The organism is Streptomyces humi (genome assembly GCF_001005085.2).
GTDB lineage: Bacteria > Actinomycetota > Actinomycetes > Streptomycetales > Streptomycetaceae > Streptomyces > Streptomyces humi.
In genome coordinates, this window is sequence record NZ_LBMU02000055.1 from 1 (window position 1) to 13,956 (window position 13,956).

General features: G+C 71.8%; 13 protein-coding genes. 4 read left to right on the top strand and 9 right to left on the bottom strand.

Annotated features, from left to right (window positions below; translation table 11 throughout):
- Positions 1 to 1,321, top strand: a 1,321-nt coding sequence (locus tag AAW13_RS24470) for a sensor histidine kinase (RefSeq protein ID WP_071659677.1), incomplete at its 5' end; no start/stop codon positions are given.
- Between the two features lie 45 nt (positions 1,322 to 1,366).
- Here the strand turns inward: AAW13_RS24470 and AAW13_RS24475 are convergent.
- On the bottom strand, positions 1,367 to 2,236 hold the full coding sequence (locus AAW13_RS24475; protein ID WP_046731752.1) for a polysaccharide deacetylase family protein: 870 nt from the start codon (positions 2,234 to 2,236) through the stop codon (positions 1,367 to 1,369).
- Between the two features lie 566 nt (positions 2,237 to 2,802).
- Between AAW13_RS24475 and AAW13_RS24480 the strand changes: the two genes are divergently transcribed.
- The gene (locus AAW13_RS24480) at positions 2,803 to 3,906 is read left to right on the top strand and encodes an SGNH/GDSL hydrolase family protein (protein WP_046731753.1); all 1,104 of its coding nucleotides are present in this window, start codon (positions 2,803 to 2,805) and stop codon (positions 3,904 to 3,906) included.
- A gap of 229 nt (positions 3,907 to 4,135) precedes the next feature.
- Here the strand turns inward: AAW13_RS24480 and AAW13_RS24485 are convergent, their stop codons facing one another.
- From AAW13_RS24485 to AAW13_RS24500, 4 genes are all read right to left on the bottom strand, one after another.
- Positions 4,136 to 5,041, bottom strand: coding sequence for an alpha/beta hydrolase (locus AAW13_RS24485; RefSeq protein ID WP_046731754.1), 906 nt, complete (start codon positions 5,039 to 5,041; stop codon positions 4,136 to 4,138).
- 191 nt (positions 5,042 to 5,232) lie between these two features.
- Entirely contained in the window at positions 5,233 to 5,526 is a 294-nt protein-coding gene (locus AAW13_RS24490) for a DUF1427 family protein (protein ID WP_143145040.1), read from the bottom strand.
- Positions 5,523 to 5,669: a DUF1427 family protein gene (locus AAW13_RS24495; RefSeq protein WP_079178953.1), complete on the bottom strand. Its 147-nt coding sequence runs from the start codon at positions 5,667 to 5,669 to the stop codon at positions 5,523 to 5,525. The genes AAW13_RS24490 and AAW13_RS24495 overlap by 4 nt, the downstream gene beginning before the upstream one ends.
- A 5-nt stretch (positions 5,670 to 5,674) precedes the next feature.
- Positions 5,675 to 6,235, bottom strand: a complete 561-nt coding sequence (locus AAW13_RS24500; RefSeq protein ID WP_046731756.1) for a quercetin 2,3-dioxygenase — start codon at positions 6,233 to 6,235, stop codon at positions 5,675 to 5,677.
- A gap of 223 nt (positions 6,236 to 6,458) precedes the next feature.
- On the opposite strand from AAW13_RS24500, the gene AAW13_RS24505 reads away from it, so the two are divergent.
- Entirely contained in the window at positions 6,459 to 6,902 is a 444-nt protein-coding gene (locus tag AAW13_RS24505; protein WP_046731757.1) for a MarR family winged helix-turn-helix transcriptional regulator, read from the top strand.
- An 85-nt stretch (positions 6,903 to 6,987) separates the two neighbouring features.
- Here the strand turns inward: AAW13_RS24505 and AAW13_RS24510 are convergent, their stop codons facing one another.
- Together AAW13_RS24510 and AAW13_RS24515 are read right to left on the bottom strand one after the other, a co-directional pair.
- On the bottom strand, positions 6,988 to 9,666 hold the full coding sequence (locus AAW13_RS24510; RefSeq protein WP_046731758.1) for a family 78 glycoside hydrolase catalytic domain: 2,679 nt from the start codon (positions 9,664 to 9,666) through the stop codon (positions 6,988 to 6,990).
- A 50-nt stretch (positions 9,667 to 9,716) separates the two neighbouring features.
- On the bottom strand, positions 9,717 to 11,237 hold the full coding sequence (locus tag AAW13_RS24515) for an MFS transporter (RefSeq protein ID WP_052768657.1): 1,521 nt from the start codon (positions 11,235 to 11,237) through the stop codon (positions 9,717 to 9,719).
- 168 nt (positions 11,238 to 11,405) lie between these two features.
- On the opposite strand from AAW13_RS24515, the gene AAW13_RS24520 reads away from it, so the two are divergent.
- Complete coding sequence (locus tag AAW13_RS24520) at positions 11,406 to 12,038, top strand: TetR/AcrR family transcriptional regulator (protein WP_046731759.1); 633 nt, start codon at positions 11,406 to 11,408, stop codon at positions 12,036 to 12,038.
- Positions 12,039 to 12,296: 258 nt separating this feature from the next.
- On the opposite strand, the gene AAW13_RS24525 is transcribed toward AAW13_RS24520, so the two are convergent.
- Positions 12,297 to 12,707 carry a (R)-mandelonitrile lyase gene (locus tag AAW13_RS24525; protein ID WP_046731760.1) on the bottom strand — a complete coding sequence of 137 codons (411 nt, stop codon included), beginning with the start codon at positions 12,705 to 12,707 and terminating at the stop codon, positions 12,297 to 12,299.
- Between the two features lie 51 nt (positions 12,708 to 12,758).
- Positions 12,759 to 13,763 carry a zinc-dependent alcohol dehydrogenase family protein gene (locus AAW13_RS24530; protein ID WP_046731761.1) on the bottom strand — a complete coding sequence of 335 codons (1,005 nt, stop codon included), beginning with the start codon at positions 13,761 to 13,763 and terminating at the stop codon, positions 12,759 to 12,761.
- Between the last annotated feature and the right edge of the window lie 193 nt (positions 13,764 to 13,956).

Below are 13,956 nucleotides of genomic sequence, written 5' to 3' on the forward strand. Positions count from 1 at the left end.
CGCCTCCGCCTCCGCCTCCGCCTCCGCCCCCGCCCCGACCGGCACACCGAGCGCCGCCTCCACCGACCCCGGTACCCCCACCGCCTCCGGCACGTCAGCCGATGACGACGACAGCGGGGACGACCACGGCGGTGGGCGGGGGAGCGGCGGAGGGAGCGGCCGGGGCAGCGGTCATCGCAGCGGTCATGGCAGCGACGGGGGCGGCGGGAAGGCCGACGTCGACGACACCTACGGCAGCACCCCGGCCCGCGGCAAGGTGAGCACCGATGTGGACCGCGAGACGCTGGCCGTGCGGTTCGGCGACCGAACCCGCGACTACGGCTTCGCCGCCGTCCAGGGAACGACGTACGACGGACGCACCTACACCGTTTACGCGGGTACCTCCCTCGCGGACGAAAAGGCCACTCTCGACCAGGTCTCCCGCGCGATGCTCGCCGCCCTGCCGTTCCTGATCCTGGTCGTGGCCGGCGTGACCTGGCTGGTCGTCCGGCGAGCGCTGCGCCCGGTCGAGGGCATCCGGGCCGAGATGGCCGCGATCACCGGCAGCGGTGACCTGACGCGGCGGGTCCCGGTGCCCGGTTCCCGCGACGAGATAGCCCGCCTCGCCCGTACCACCAACCAGACGCTGGCCGCGCTGGAGGAGTCCGTCGAGCGCCAGCACCGGTTCGTCGCCGACGCTTCCCACGAACTCCGCAGCCCCATCGCCTCGTTGCGCACCCAGATAGAGGTCGCCGACCTGCATCCCGGTCTCCTGGACACCGGCGACCTGCACCATGACGTCGTACGCCTCCAGCACCTGGCCGCGGACCTGCTGCTGCTCGCCCGGCTCGACGCGGGCGAACAGCCCGGCCACGCCCGCCTCGATCTGACGGCGCTGGTACGGGAGGAGGTCGCCCGCCGTGCCCCGTCGGACCCGGTGGCCCCCGACGTACGGGCCGACGAGAACCTGCCACAGGTCCGGGGCAGCCGCAGCCAGTTGGTCCGCGTCTTCGGGAACCTCCTGGACAACGCCCAGCGGCACACCGCCACCGCGATCACCGTGACCCTGGCCCGATCGGGCGACGAGGTCGTGCTCACCGTCGCCGACGACGGTCACGGCATCGCACCCGACGACCGCGCCCGCGTCTTCGAGCGTTTCGTCCGCCTCGACGAGGCGCGCGGTCGCGACGACGGCGGGGCCGGGCTCGGGCTGGCCATCGCACGGGACGTCGTACGCAGCCACGGCGGGGACCTCACCGTCACCGACGCACCGGAAGGCGGCGCCGCCTTCCGGATCACCCTGCCGTCGGCACCGCCCGACGCAGACGCCGACCGCGTCTGACAGCGCGTGCTGGGGGCGACCGGGACAACCGGGCCGGCCGCCGGTTCATCCGGTCGGCGGCTGGATGTAGTCCTCCAGACGGGCTACGGCGAAGCCCTGTTCGCGGATGCGCCGGAGCAGGTTGGCGAACATGTGCGTCATCGTGGTGCCCTTGAGCTCGGACGGCCCGCGGAAGTGGGCCAGGATGATGTCTCCGGGGTGCAGCTTCCTGTCCGCCGACTGGTACTGCATGCCGCGGATCTGCATGGACTCCCGCCACCACACGATCGCGCGGGGCCCGCACTCCCCGACCGCGATCCTGGTGTCGGTGTCGTAGGCGCCGTAGGGCGGCCGGAAGAGCAGCGGCGCGGTGCCGTACTCCCTGGTGAGGATCTTCTGGTCGCCGCACACTTCTTCCTTCTGGCGGGCCAGGGAGAGGGTGCTCATCACGGGGTGGTGCAGGGTGTGGTTCTGGATGTGGTTGCCCAGTGCCTGTAGCGGTTTGAAGTACGTGTAGTCCGATTTGATGGCGTCGTTCATCAGGAACATCGTGATCGGGACCTTCAGGGCCCGCAGCATCTGGATGAACCTGGGGTCCTTCTCCTGCCCGTCGTCCACGGTGATGAAGACGACCTTCTGTGCGGTCGGAACGTGTGTGAGGACCGGAACGGTTCCGGTCGCCGAAAGCCGCACCGGCTTGTCGGCCGGTGGCCGTGGGGTGGCGGGCAGCGGACGCAGGCCCCACTTGCGCCAGGCGGCCACGGAGTCGGAAACGGCGGGCGCGGTGCTGCCGGCGCCGTCCGGTGCGGCGGGCCGGGAGGTGCGGGCGGCATGACCGGTTCCGCCGTCGGCGCCGCAACCGCCGACCATCAGGGCCACCGCGACCGCCCCTGTCACCGACCGGTACAGCCTGCCCGAGCCCCTGTGCTGCTTCACTGTGTCCGTCCCTCAACTGACAAGGATCTTGATCAGCCGAAAGGTATCCCGACGACACTAAGAAATGATCAACAGTCAGGTGTGATTACACCAGGCAGCGTCCCCCCCGGCCCGCGACGGACCCGCACCTCACCGTTCTCAGCCGCCCCGTCGCCCTCCGGCCGGCGCCGGGTCACCCCCATGGGCTATAGTCGATCTTGAGCTGGTCGCCGGACTCCGGTCGGCTGGTCCCGCGTTGGTGGTCCAAGGAAAGACGCCCCGCTTCCTGCGGGGAAATGCAGGTGCAAGGCCTGCCCGGCGCTCGATGTCAGGGCCCGTCCGCACACCGCGGACGGGCCCTGCGTGTTGCGGTGACCGCCCAGGCCGAACCGCGGACGACTGCTCAAGTCGAACCGCGGACGAAGGCCCGCACCGCCATTGGGCGGCCACCCGGCGCACTCGCCGCGGCCGGAGCCTCAGAGCCATACGCCCAGGTGGTTTGGCCGGTGCACCCCGTCGATCGACCTTACGCCCACCTTACCTTCGGAGAGTAGCCGTCTGGCTACACCGAGTGAGAGGTGGCGCGGATGCGTCCGAAGTCCATGGGCCGACTGGTTGCCCTTGCCTCGACGGCCCTGCTGGTGGCCGGTGCGGTGAGTGCCGGTTCGGCCACCGCGGTCCCGGCGAGCGCCGACCGCGGCCGGGCCGCACAGTCACTGAACTGGGTGGCGCTGGGAGACTCCTACAGCGCGGATGTGATGGTCCCGCCGTGGGACGACCCCGCTGACAGCGACGGGTGCGGCCGTTCCGGGTACAGCTGGGAGGCGATGCTGAAGCGGGACCTCGACGCGGCGCACCCGGGCTGGACGCACCTGACCGACGTGACGTGCGGTGGAGCCACGGTCGCGCACGGGGTTCTGGGACCCCAGCCGGCCGGAGTGCTCTTCGGGCCGCCCGCCAACGGCAAGGACCATGGCGGCTGGGTCACCAAGCCGCCGCAGATCGACAAGGTCAACGCCGGCACCGACATCGTCACGGTCGGCATCGGCGGCAACGACCTCGGCTTCGGGGACATCATGAACAACTGCCTGGCCATCGGTGCCGAGCAGACGCTGCCCGTCAACTACTGCAAGACCTACTACGAGTCCGAGGCAGGGCAGCACTGGCTCAACGAGCTCTGGGGGATCGTCGAGGACGGCCTCCAGGCCACTCTGGCGGACATCCACTCCAGGGCTCCTGAGGCGAAGGTGTTCCTGCTCGGGTACCCCGCCATCGCGCACTCCCGGTTCGGCTGCTCGTACGGCAACTTCCACCAGCTCGGCACGATCCGGCTGACCAACGACGCACCGTACCTCGACTCCGTGCAGCAGCAGCTGAACCAGAGGATCGCGGACGCGGCGGGCGAGAACCAGGCCACGTACGTCGACACCTACACCTCGAGCGAGGCCCACGGCGTGTGCGCCAGCGGCTCGAACCGCTGGATGTACGGCGTCTTCTCGAACCTGGTCATGCCGCCCGGAGTGGACAAGCCCGCCGACCCGGCCGAGTACCAGTGTCCGGCCCGCGACCACGTACCCGCGCTGCTCCCCAAGGGTGAGGCCTGCACCTTCATCCACCCCAACTACTACGGCGCGCTCAACCAGCGCAACGAAGTCGAAGCCGCGTTCCAGGCCGCCGGCCTCACCCCGTGAACGACCGGCCCGCCAGAAATCGCGCGTGGCCGGCCCAGGATCCCGACGACGTCGGCCTCGCCGATGGTCACACCTGCTGACACCACGTCCGACCTGACAGGGGTCGCGCTGTGCGGCGCGGTCGTACTCCGGTGGCCTGCCACCGGTACGGCCGCGCCGCTTCCGTTGGGCGCTCAGACCTGGGCTGCCGCGCCTTCGGACAGGTGCCGGCGCGGTGCCGTCGTCCGCGTCACACACGTGTGGGCGGTTGTGCGGTGAGGGCGCGGGCGAAGTCGAGGGACGTCGTGAAGCACCGTTCGACGTCCGCGTCGGACAGGCCGGCCCATGCGTGGTCGGCGCCTGGGACGGGCCGGAAGTCGACGTCGGCTCCTGCCTGGCGTAGGGCGGCGGCGAGTTGCTCGCTCTGGGCGAGCGGGATGAGGGCGTCTTCGGTGCCGTGCAGGATGAGGAAGGGCGGGGCGTCGGCGGTGACGTGACTGACCGGGCTGGCCGCGCGGGCGCGGTCGGGGGCCGTGGCCAAAGGTGCCCCGATCAGCAGCGCCTCGCGTGTCGTGGGGCTCGTGGCGTCATAGGTGCCGGGCCGGGACTGGGCGGGCAGAGTGGTCAGGTCGGTGGGGCCGTACCAGGCGACGCAGCCGAGCACCGGGGTGGTGAGGGCCAGCAGCGCGGCGAGATGGGCTCCGGCGGATTCTCCCCAGGTGACAACCCGACCGATGTCCAGGCCGAGTTCGCCGGCGCGGGCGTGGAGCCAGGCCAGGGCGGCGGTGACGTCCTCGAGCTGGGCGGGGTGGGTGGCCTCGCCGGTGAGCCGGTAGTCGAGGCTGGCGACGGCGAATCCGGCCTGTGCGAGGCGGGCGAAGGGGCTGGGGTGCCACGGGCGGAAGCGCGGTCCCATGTCCGTGCGGGTGCCCGTACGCCAGCCGCCGCCGTGGAGGTAGACGATGACCGGCAGCGGGCCGTGCGGCTCGTCGGGCAGCCACAGATCGAGTTCGAGTGGGCGGATCCCGTCGGGGGCGGCGTAGACGGCGCCCCGCAACAGCCGTGCGCCCGGGGCGGGGTGCGCGGCGGGCGGCAGCGGCAGCTGGGCGGGTGCGGGTGAGGCGAGCAGGGCGGCGAGCTCGGGCGACAGAGGCATGAAGGTTCTTTCCGAACGGGACGAGGGCGGTGCCAAGGGCGTCGGAGGAGGCGGCCCGGTCGATTCCGGTGCGCGGGTCACCGGGAGGTGTGCGGGCCAGCGAGGTGTGTGTGAGTCGGCGAGGTGTGTGCGGGTCACCGGGATGTGCGTGGGTCACCGGGATGTATGTGGGGCACCGGGATGTGCGTGGGTCACTGGGGTGCGGACGGCACGCAGGTGCAGCTGGACGGCTTCTCCAGGTCGGCCGCGTGCGGAGCTCCGGGTGGCGGCGGAGGGGCGCGGTGCAGGGTGATCCGCGCCCCCAGCGCCGTGGCGGCACGCTCGCCGAGGCCGATGCCCAGCAGGCCGGTGAGGCCCAGCAGGGCCGGCGCCGGTGCCCTCAGGCCGCAGATCCGGTAGAGGGCGCCCATGGCCAGCCCCGCGACGAAGGAGATGGCGACGCGTCGGCCGAACGCGGCCATGCGAGCGCGGGCTGCGCTGCTCACAGCCGCTCCAGGACGGTCTGCCCGATCAGTATGCCGAGCAGGCCGGCCAGGGCGACGGGCGGGGGAGCGGGGGCCTTGACGCGCAGTGCCGCGTACAGGGCGCCGGCCAGGGTCCCGGCCAGCAGCGTCTGGACGTACGCCATCGCGGTCAGTTCCCGGTGCGCCACTGGTGGTCGGGCAGGAAGCGCACGTCGTGCTGGAGCGGGACCGTGCCGAACTTGTGCGGTTCGGGCACGTACGGCTGCGTCGGCAGGCCCAGTTCCTCGGTGGGTGTGCCGAGGCTTTCGAAGAACCGCTCGAAGGTCTTGCCCGGGCCGGCGGCGACCCCGACGATCCGGCTGTGGTGGCGCTCGATGCGGTAGGCGTGCGGGCAGTTCTTGGGTACGAATCCGAAGTCGCCCGCGGTGAGGAGCTTCTCCTGCTGCTCACCCTGGAGGTCCTCGACGAAGAGCCGGACCGCGCCGTCGGTGACGTAGAAGATCTCGTGGGTGTCGGCGTGGGAGTGGGCGGGGATGATGTCGCCCCTGGGGCCCTCGACGGTGAAGAAGTTGAACGTGTTCTCGGTCTGCTCGCCGCCGGCGTAGACGGTGACCAGGTCGGTGAACAGGTGGGCGCGGTCACCCATGCCCTTCTCGATGAAGTAGGGCTTGCCCGGCTCGGCGGGAATGCGCGAGCGGGACCGGTAGCGGGTGGCGAACTCCATGGTCATGGAAAACCTCCGGTAGGACGACGAGACGACGGATCACGAGACGACGGGACTACGGGACTACGGGGCTACGGGGCTACGGCGAGACGCCGGCGTGACGATGGGGCGATGAATGTCAGGCTACCTGACATTTGGCTCCGGGTGCCCTGCGATGCGGCAGGTTTTGCCGGACCAGGGCCGCCGGAGAATGGTCGGTATGCTCGACACCCCGTCCTGCCGAGGAGCCATGACCACGCCCGCGCCGAACCTGCCCCAGCTGTTCACCGAGGCCAAGCGGTGGTTCGACGACGCGTTGCTGGCCAGCATGGAGGCCGCGGGCGAGCAGGCGGTGACCGTCGCCCAGGCCGCTGTCTTCGCCACCCTGGACGAACAAGGCACCACGATCTCCGAGCTCGCCCGCCGGATGGGCGTCACCCGGCAGACCGTCCATCAGGCCGTGCACGGCCTGATCGGCATGGGTCTGTTGGAGCAGATCCCCGACCCCGCCTCCGCCCGCAGCCGTCTGATCCGCCCCACCGGTGAAGGCGGCCGCGTCCATCACCGGGCCCAGGCCGCGCTCGCCGTGATCGAGGGCGTGCTGGCCGAACGCATCGGCACCGCAGCCGTCGGCGCGCTGCGGCAGGCGCTGGCCGCCCCCTGGGGGGAACCGCCTCTCGTCGAGGCACCCTGAGGCCCTGAGGCCCTGAGGCCCTGAGGCCCTGAGCACGGTGCCGGAGCGTGCGGCTGAGGCGCGCACACCACCGCATACGCATCCGTCAGGTGTGCTCATGGAACATGGCGATCGTGTAGGTGTGTGTGCCCGGTCCTGCGGTCACGGGATCGGCTCCCGGGAGGCGGATCTCCGCCTCGGTGCCCGGAGGGATCAGCACCGTGAGGCTGAACTCCCCGCCCTGGAGCCGCCATTCGCTCGCGATGCGGCCGTGGGGCGATTCGAGGCGAGCGGATGCGGAGCCGAGTCCGCCGCCCGGCTGCGGGGCGATGACGAAACGCCGGTATCCGGCTTCGCCCGCGGCGGGGGTCACGGGCAGGCGGATGCCCGCGACGTACTGGTGGAGGAAGGAGACGACGGAACCCTTGCTGTAGTGGTTGTAGGACATCTTGGGACGTCCCCCGCCGTCGGTTCCCTCCCAGTCCTCCCAGATGGTGGTCGCCCCTCTGTCGATCATGGTCAGCCAGGAGGGCGCGGTGTCCTGGAGCAGCAGTTCGTAGGCGAGGTCGAGCCGGCCGGCCTCGGCGAGGACCGGAAGCAGCAGGCCGGTGCTGAGGAAGCCGGTGGACAGGTGGGTGCCGGCGGCGCGGATCAGGGCGGCGAGCCGGTCGGCGGTGCGGGGCCGCAGCGGGGCCGGGACCAGGTCGAAGGCCAGCGCGCGGACCAGGGTGGCCTGGGTGTCGGGGGTGATGGTGCCGTCGTCGGCGAGGTACTCGCGCTGCCATGCGCGCCGGGCGCCCTCGGCGATGCGGCGGTAGCGGGCCTCGTCGGCCGGGTGCCCGAGCAGGGCGGCGGCGCGGGCGAGCAGGTCGGCCGAGCGGTGCAGGTAGGCGGTGGCCACGGCGCCGTGGTCGCGCGTGGGATCGAGATCCGGGACGACACCCGGCTCCAGCCATTCACCGAAGTGGAAACCCGTGTCCCACAAGTGCTCCTCGTGCGGGGCCGGTCGGCGCCGTGCGGCAGCCCGGTCGGGGTGGCGGCGGGTGCGGGCCTGGTGGGCGGCGAAGTCGACCCAGGCGCACATGGAGGGGTACTGGACGCGCAGGAGGTCCAGGTCGCCGTAGGCGCGCCACATCTCCCAGGGGACGATGACGGCGGCGTCGCCCCAGCCCGCCGATCCGTTCATGCCGCCTTCGGCGGAGGCGCGGCGGGCCCGCTCGTCGGCGGGGTCGGGTACGAAGTTGGGGACGGTGCCGTCGGCCCACTGGCCGGCCGCCAGGTCGCGCAGCCACTTGGCGGTGAAGCCTGCGACGTCGTAGAGGTAGGCGGCGGTGGGCGCGAAGACCTGCCAGTCGCCTGTCCACGCGGCGCGCTCGCGCTGGGGGCAGTCCGTGGGTACGTCGCACACGTTGCCGCGCAGGCTCCACACGGCGGCTTCGTGGAGTCGGTTGAGCCGTTCGTCGCTGCTGGTGAACCAGCCGGTGCGGGTCAGGTCGGTGTGCACGACGACGCCGCGGACGTCGTCCGGGGTGAGCGGCCCGGGGTGGCCCTCCACGCGGACGTAGCGGAAGCCGTGGGTGGTGTGGCGCGGCTCGAACACGTCGCCGGGCCGGCCCGCCGAGACGACCGTGTCGATCTGCCCGGCGGGCAGAGGACGACGGGTCGCCCAGTCGAACGCGCGGATGTTGTCGGTGGTCACGTCGCCTTGGGCGTCGAGGGCTTCGCCGTGGACGAGGGTGAGGCGGGTCCCGGCGGGGCCGAGGTTCGTCAGCCGTACCCAGCCGTTGATGTTCTGTCCCAGGTCCACCACATGACGGGCGGCCCCGAGTGAGGTCACCGCGACGGGTGTGAGTTCCTCGACCCGGCGGACGGGCGGGGCGAGAGGACCGGTCAGGCGCGTGAAGTCGTCGTAGAGCCCGCCGACGGCGACCTGTGCCTTCCCCCAGTCGCGGTCGTCGAACGCGGCCGTCGCCCAGCGCGGGGTGTGGAGGCGCAGATCGGTGGTCTGGCCGTCCATGAGGTCGGCGGCGGTGATGGCGCCCGGGGCGCTGCGCCAGGCGGGGCCGGTGCCCAGGACGGTCGTGGTGCCGTCGTGGTGCGTGATCGTCAGTTGGGCGAGAAGAGCGGTACGGGAGCCGAAGCCGTCCGCCTCGCGGGCGAAGCCGTGCCGGCCGCGGAACCAGCCGTCGGACAGGATCGCCCCGACGGCGTTGTCACCGTGGACCAGCAGGTCCGTGACGTCGTACGCCTGGACCTGGAGGCGGGAGCGGTAGGCGGTGAAGCCCGGGGTGAGTTCCATGTCCCCGATGCGCCGGCCGTTGAGGAACGCCTCGTACACCCCGTGGGCGGTGGCGTGCAGCCGCGCCTCGCGGACGGGCTTGGCGAGGCTGAAGCCGTGGCGCAGCAAGTGGGCGGGCCGGTGGCCGGCGGCGGCGGGTTCGTCCTCCGCCGGCTCGATCCAGTGTGCCTGCCAGTCCTGCGGCTCGAGCAGGCCGGTCTCCCACCAGGACTCCTCGGACCAGGGGCTTTCACCCAGGTCGGTCCACACCTTCACCCGCCAGGGTATCCGGACGGCCGAGCCGGCCACCGTACCCCCGTAGGGGATGCGGGTGTTGTCCTGGGACTCCACCCGGCCCGTGTCCCAGTCCCCGGCCTCGACGCGGTACGCGAGTTGTGCGCGGGCATCGTGCGGAAGTCGCCACGACAGGCGCGGGCGTCGGGTGTGGATGCCCAGAGGCCGGTCGAGGTGTTCGACGCGCAGGTGGCTGGGGCGGGCGTGGGGCACGGGTGTTCCTCTCAAACGGGTGTGGGAATGTGGAGGTGTGGGCGGTTTTTTCAGGCGGTCCGGGCGGTGGTCGGCGGGGTGGCGAGGTCGTGTGCGGCGGTGTCCGCGGGGCGGCCGAGCCGGGGGATGGCGAGCGAGATCAGCAGGCCGAGGACGACGACGGCGGCCATCGTGAGGTAGGCGTGGGTGAAGGCGGCGTCGTGGTAGAAGGCGGTGCCGTGGAACACGGTGGAGTCCGCCGCCAGGACGGTGTAGAGCGCCTGGTTGGTCAGAGCCAGGAAGACCTGGGTGAGAAGCGACGACAGTCCGTTGGCGGCGGCCTGCTCCTCGGCGGAGACCACCGACACGATCATGGCCTGCTGGCCGGCCATCAGGATGCCGCCGCCCAGGCCCATGACGAGACCGGTCAGGACGATCTGGGCGGCGTCGTGGTGGTAGAGGCCGGCCAGGACGAGCCCGGTGGCGAGGACGCCGAGTCCCATGTACCAGACACTGCGCGGACTGACCGTCCGCACGGCCCTGCCGACGCCGATGCCGGCCGCGAAGGTGATGATTCCGGCGGGGATGCCGAGCACTGCGTTGTGCGTGGTCGACCAGCCCAGCCCGTCGGAGACGTGCGGGATCGGCGGGAAGAGCGCCAGGAAGATCAGGATCGCCTGTGAGGCGAAGAAGGCCGCCTGGGGCACGGAGGAGCCGAGCAGCACGGTGGCCAGCGACCTGCGCCCCAGCATGCGGAGGTCCAGGATCGGGTTCGCCACCCGCAGTTCCACGGTGACGAAGACGGCCAGCGCGGTCAGACCGCCGAGGAAGGAGGCGATCACCGCGGCCGAGGTCCAGCCCCAGTCACGGCCCTGGCCGACGCCGAAGACCACCAGGGCGAGGCCGCCGCCCAGGAGCAGCGCACCGGACCGGTCGAGCCGTTCGGCCACCGCTCGCCGCGGTGTCTCGGGCACGGCGAGCAGCGCCAGGATCGCCACCACGGTGGAGGCGACCAGGAACCACAGGGCACCGCGCCAGCCGAACGCGTCCAGCAGCCAGCCGGACAGCAGCGGGGCGAGCATGCTGAGCACACCGACCGAGCCGGCGACCGTACCCAGCGCCACGGCGACCTTGCGGGGCGGGAACAGATCGCGGACGGCGGCCAGGACGAGGACCGCGACGGGACCGTAGAGGCCGCCGATCACGCGGCCGATGACCATCACCGGATAGTTCGGGGCGGCCACCGTGACGAGGTCGCCGACGAGTCCGGCCGCCGCGAGAGCGAGCATCACCCTGCGCTTGCCGTACATGTCGCCCAGGCGTACCGCGAACGGCGTGGCGACGATCGTGGCCAGGGTGAAGGCCAGGCTGAACCAGGCGATCTGCGTGGTGTGGAAGTGCTGCGCGATCTGCGGCTGGGAGTTCGCGGCGATGATCCCGGCCACCACGAGCAGCTGTCCGGGCCAGATCAGGGCGGTCAGCCGGCGCAGCTCGGAAGCGCTCCAACGCCCGGTATCGCGGGCATCGGTCAGGCGGGGGTCACCAGGGGCGGCGGGCGGGGACAGCGGCGCCGGGTCCTGCGAAAGGCTCATGTGGAGGCTCCCAGGAAGGTCGGCGCATCGTTACGCCGAGGTTTCGACCGATGATGCGAAGCGAAAACCGAGTACGCTAGGTTTTCGGAGAGTGACTCATGTCACAGCACGGGTCGTGGCGGGCACCGCCCGGTGCCCCCGCGAACGGAGGTGACTACGGTGAACCCCATGACCAGCAGCACCCAGGGGCGGCGAGGCAGCTACGCGGTCGGCATCGCCCGACGGCAGAAAATCGTGGAGGCGGCCGCCCGGCGGTTCGCCCTCGAGGGCTACCAGCGCACCGCGCTCACCCGCGTCGCGGAGGACGTCGGCATCACCGAGGGCGGTCTGCTGCACCACTTCCGCAGCAAGAAGCACCTGCTGCTCGCCGTGATGGAGCATCGCTTCACCGCCGAGGCCGCGTGGTGGTCCCGGCTCCCCGACGACGCGGACGGCCGCGACATCCTGCGGGCCATGGTGGCGGCCACCGAACGCCACCTGAGGGAGCCCGGTCTCATCGAGCTGTTCGTCCTGACCTCGGCCGAGGCCGCCGATCCCGCGAGCGCGGCGCACGCGCTCTTCGCGGAGCGCTACCAGAGCGCCGTCGACGAACTCGCCCGGAAACTGGCCGCCGCGATGGATCTGGGCACGGTACGCGCGGACACCGACTGCCCCGCGGTGGCCCGCGAGTGCATCGCCGTCAGCGACGGCCTCCAGTTGCAGTGGGTGATCTCCGGCGGCACGCTGGACCTGGCCGAAGCCGTCCGCCTGCACGCCGACCGCCTCGCACGCACACTCCTGCCCGACGGCAACGGACTCTGACCGCCTCCACGGAGAGCGGGGCCCGGCCCGGCCCCCGCACGTCCTTCCTGCACGCCCCCTTGTCGGCGGGTGTGCCCGAGCACGTCAGGTACGCAATCCCGGACTTCTGCTGCGGTGACTCCAGCCGCACGCCCTGCGTTCCTACCGACCGACCGCCCCGAGACGGTGACGTCGCGGACCAGGGCGAGGGACCAGCGGTCGAGCGTTCGGCCGGCAGCGCGCGTGACGACGGCCACGTGCCGGCCCGTTCCTCCTCGTTCAGGCACTGGCCGGGGCGGTGGTGTACTCCTCGTCGGTGACGGGGGCGAGCCAGTGCACGACGTCGTGATCGTCGTCCCCCTCGTTGATGGCCAGGTGGACCATCAACCGGTTCGGGGCGGCGCCGTGCCAGTGCTCCTCGTCGGCCTCGAACAGGACGCGGTCGCCGGGCCTGATGACCTCGACCGGCCCGCCACGGCGCTGGCACAGACCGACGCCCTCGGTGACGAAGACGGTCTGCCCCAGCGGGTGCCGGTGCCAGTGGGTGCGCGCGCCGGGCATGAAGTGCACCAGGTTCGCGGTGACCCGGGACGGGGCGGGGGCGGCGGCGACGGCGTCGATGTAGACGTCGCCGGTGAACCAGTCGGCCGGTCCCTTGGCGGTGTCGACCGAACTGCGGGTGATCTGCATGGATGTTCCTTCGGACTGGCGCTTGTCAGGGCTTCTTGTCAGGGCTTCTTGTCAGGGCTTGAGGAGGGTCTTCACGGCGCGGCGCTCGTCCATCGCCCGGTAGCCCTCGGCGACCTGGTCGAGGGGCAGGGTCAGGTCGAAGACCCGTCCCGGGTCGATCCGGCGGTTGAGGACGCGGTCGATCAGGTCGGGGAGGTAGCGGCGTACGGGGGCGGGGCCGCCCCGCAGGCCGACATGGGAGAAGAACAGCTCCTGCCCGTCGACCGCGACGTCGTGGGGGACGCCGACGAAGCCGACGTTGCCGCCGGGGCGGGCGGAGTGCAGGGCCTGGCGCATCGCCTCGGCCGTGCCGACGCACTCCAGGACACTGTCGGCGCCGATCCCGCCGGTCAGCTCCCTGATCCGCTCGATGCCCTGGTCGCCGCGCTCGGTGACGATGTCGGTGGCACCGAACTCCAGCGCCAGCTTCTGCCGGCTCTCGTGCCGGGACATGGCGATGATCCGCCGCGCGCCCATCTCCTTCGCCGCGATCACGGCGCACAGGCCCACCGCGCCGTCGCCGACGACCACGGCCGTCGAGCCGGGCGTGACCTCGGCGGCCTCGGCGGCCCACCAACCGGTGCCCATGACGTCGGACACGGCCAGCAGACCCGGCCAGAACTCCTCGCCGGGCACCTCGTCGGTGGCGACCAGGGTGCCCTGGGCGTTGGGGATGCGCACGTACTCGGCCTGGCAGGTCGACATGAACTCGCGGTGCAGGCAGTTCGACTGGAAGCCGTTGGCGCAGTTGGCGCAGGTGTTGTCGGAGGTGGCGAAGGACCCGACGACGAACTGGCCCGGCCGCAGCGCGGTGACCTCGGGGCCGACCTCCTCCACGAAGCCGACGTACTCGTGGCCCATCGGGTGCGGGTCGACGATCGGCTCGGCACCGCGGTACGACCACAGGTCCGAGCCGCACACACAGGTCACGGCCGTCCGGATGACCGCGTCGGTCGGGTGAAGGATCTCGGGGTCGGCCACGGTCTCGAAACGGACGTCGCCGGGAGCGTGGATCACTGCACTGCGCCGCGCATGAGTGGGGTTCCTTTGCGTGCCGGGGCGTGCGGCCGCCGGATGACCGGGGCCGTCGCCGTGCCGTGTGCGGAGCGGGGTGCATGTCCGTCGTGCCGGGGCGGAAAGCACCACGTCAACCAGGTAACCCGGTCCGGCCGTACGGAGCGAGGCACCGTCAATGGGTGTACCGCCAGTA

Excerpts from the sequence above, each read along its gene's own strand:
- AAW13_RS24480 (WP_046731753.1), top strand. The coding sequence starts at position 2,803 with ATGCGTCCGAAGTCCATGGGCCGACTGGTTGCCCTTGCCTCGACGGCC.
- AAW13_RS24485 (WP_046731754.1), bottom strand. The coding sequence starts at position 5,041 with ATGCCTCTGTCGCCCGAGCTCGCCGCCCTGCTCGCCTCACCCGCACCC.
- AAW13_RS24495 (WP_079178953.1), bottom strand. The coding sequence starts at position 5,669 with ATGGCGTACGTCCAGACGCTGCTGGCCGGGACCCTGGCCGGCGCCCTG.
- AAW13_RS24500 (WP_046731756.1), bottom strand. The coding sequence starts at position 6,235 with ATGACCATGGAGTTCGCCACCCGCTACCGGTCCCGCTCGCGCATTCCC.
- AAW13_RS24505 (WP_046731757.1), top strand. The coding sequence starts at position 6,459 with ATGACCACGCCCGCGCCGAACCTGCCCCAGCTGTTCACCGAGGCCAAG.
- AAW13_RS24515 (WP_052768657.1), bottom strand. The coding sequence starts at position 11,237 with ATGAGCCTTTCGCAGGACCCGGCGCCGCTGTCCCCGCCCGCCGCCCCT.
- AAW13_RS24520 (WP_046731759.1), top strand. The coding sequence starts at position 11,406 with ATGACCAGCAGCACCCAGGGGCGGCGAGGCAGCTACGCGGTCGGCATC.
- AAW13_RS24525 (WP_046731760.1), bottom strand. The coding sequence starts at position 12,707 with ATGCAGATCACCCGCAGTTCGGTCGACACCGCCAAGGGACCGGCCGAC.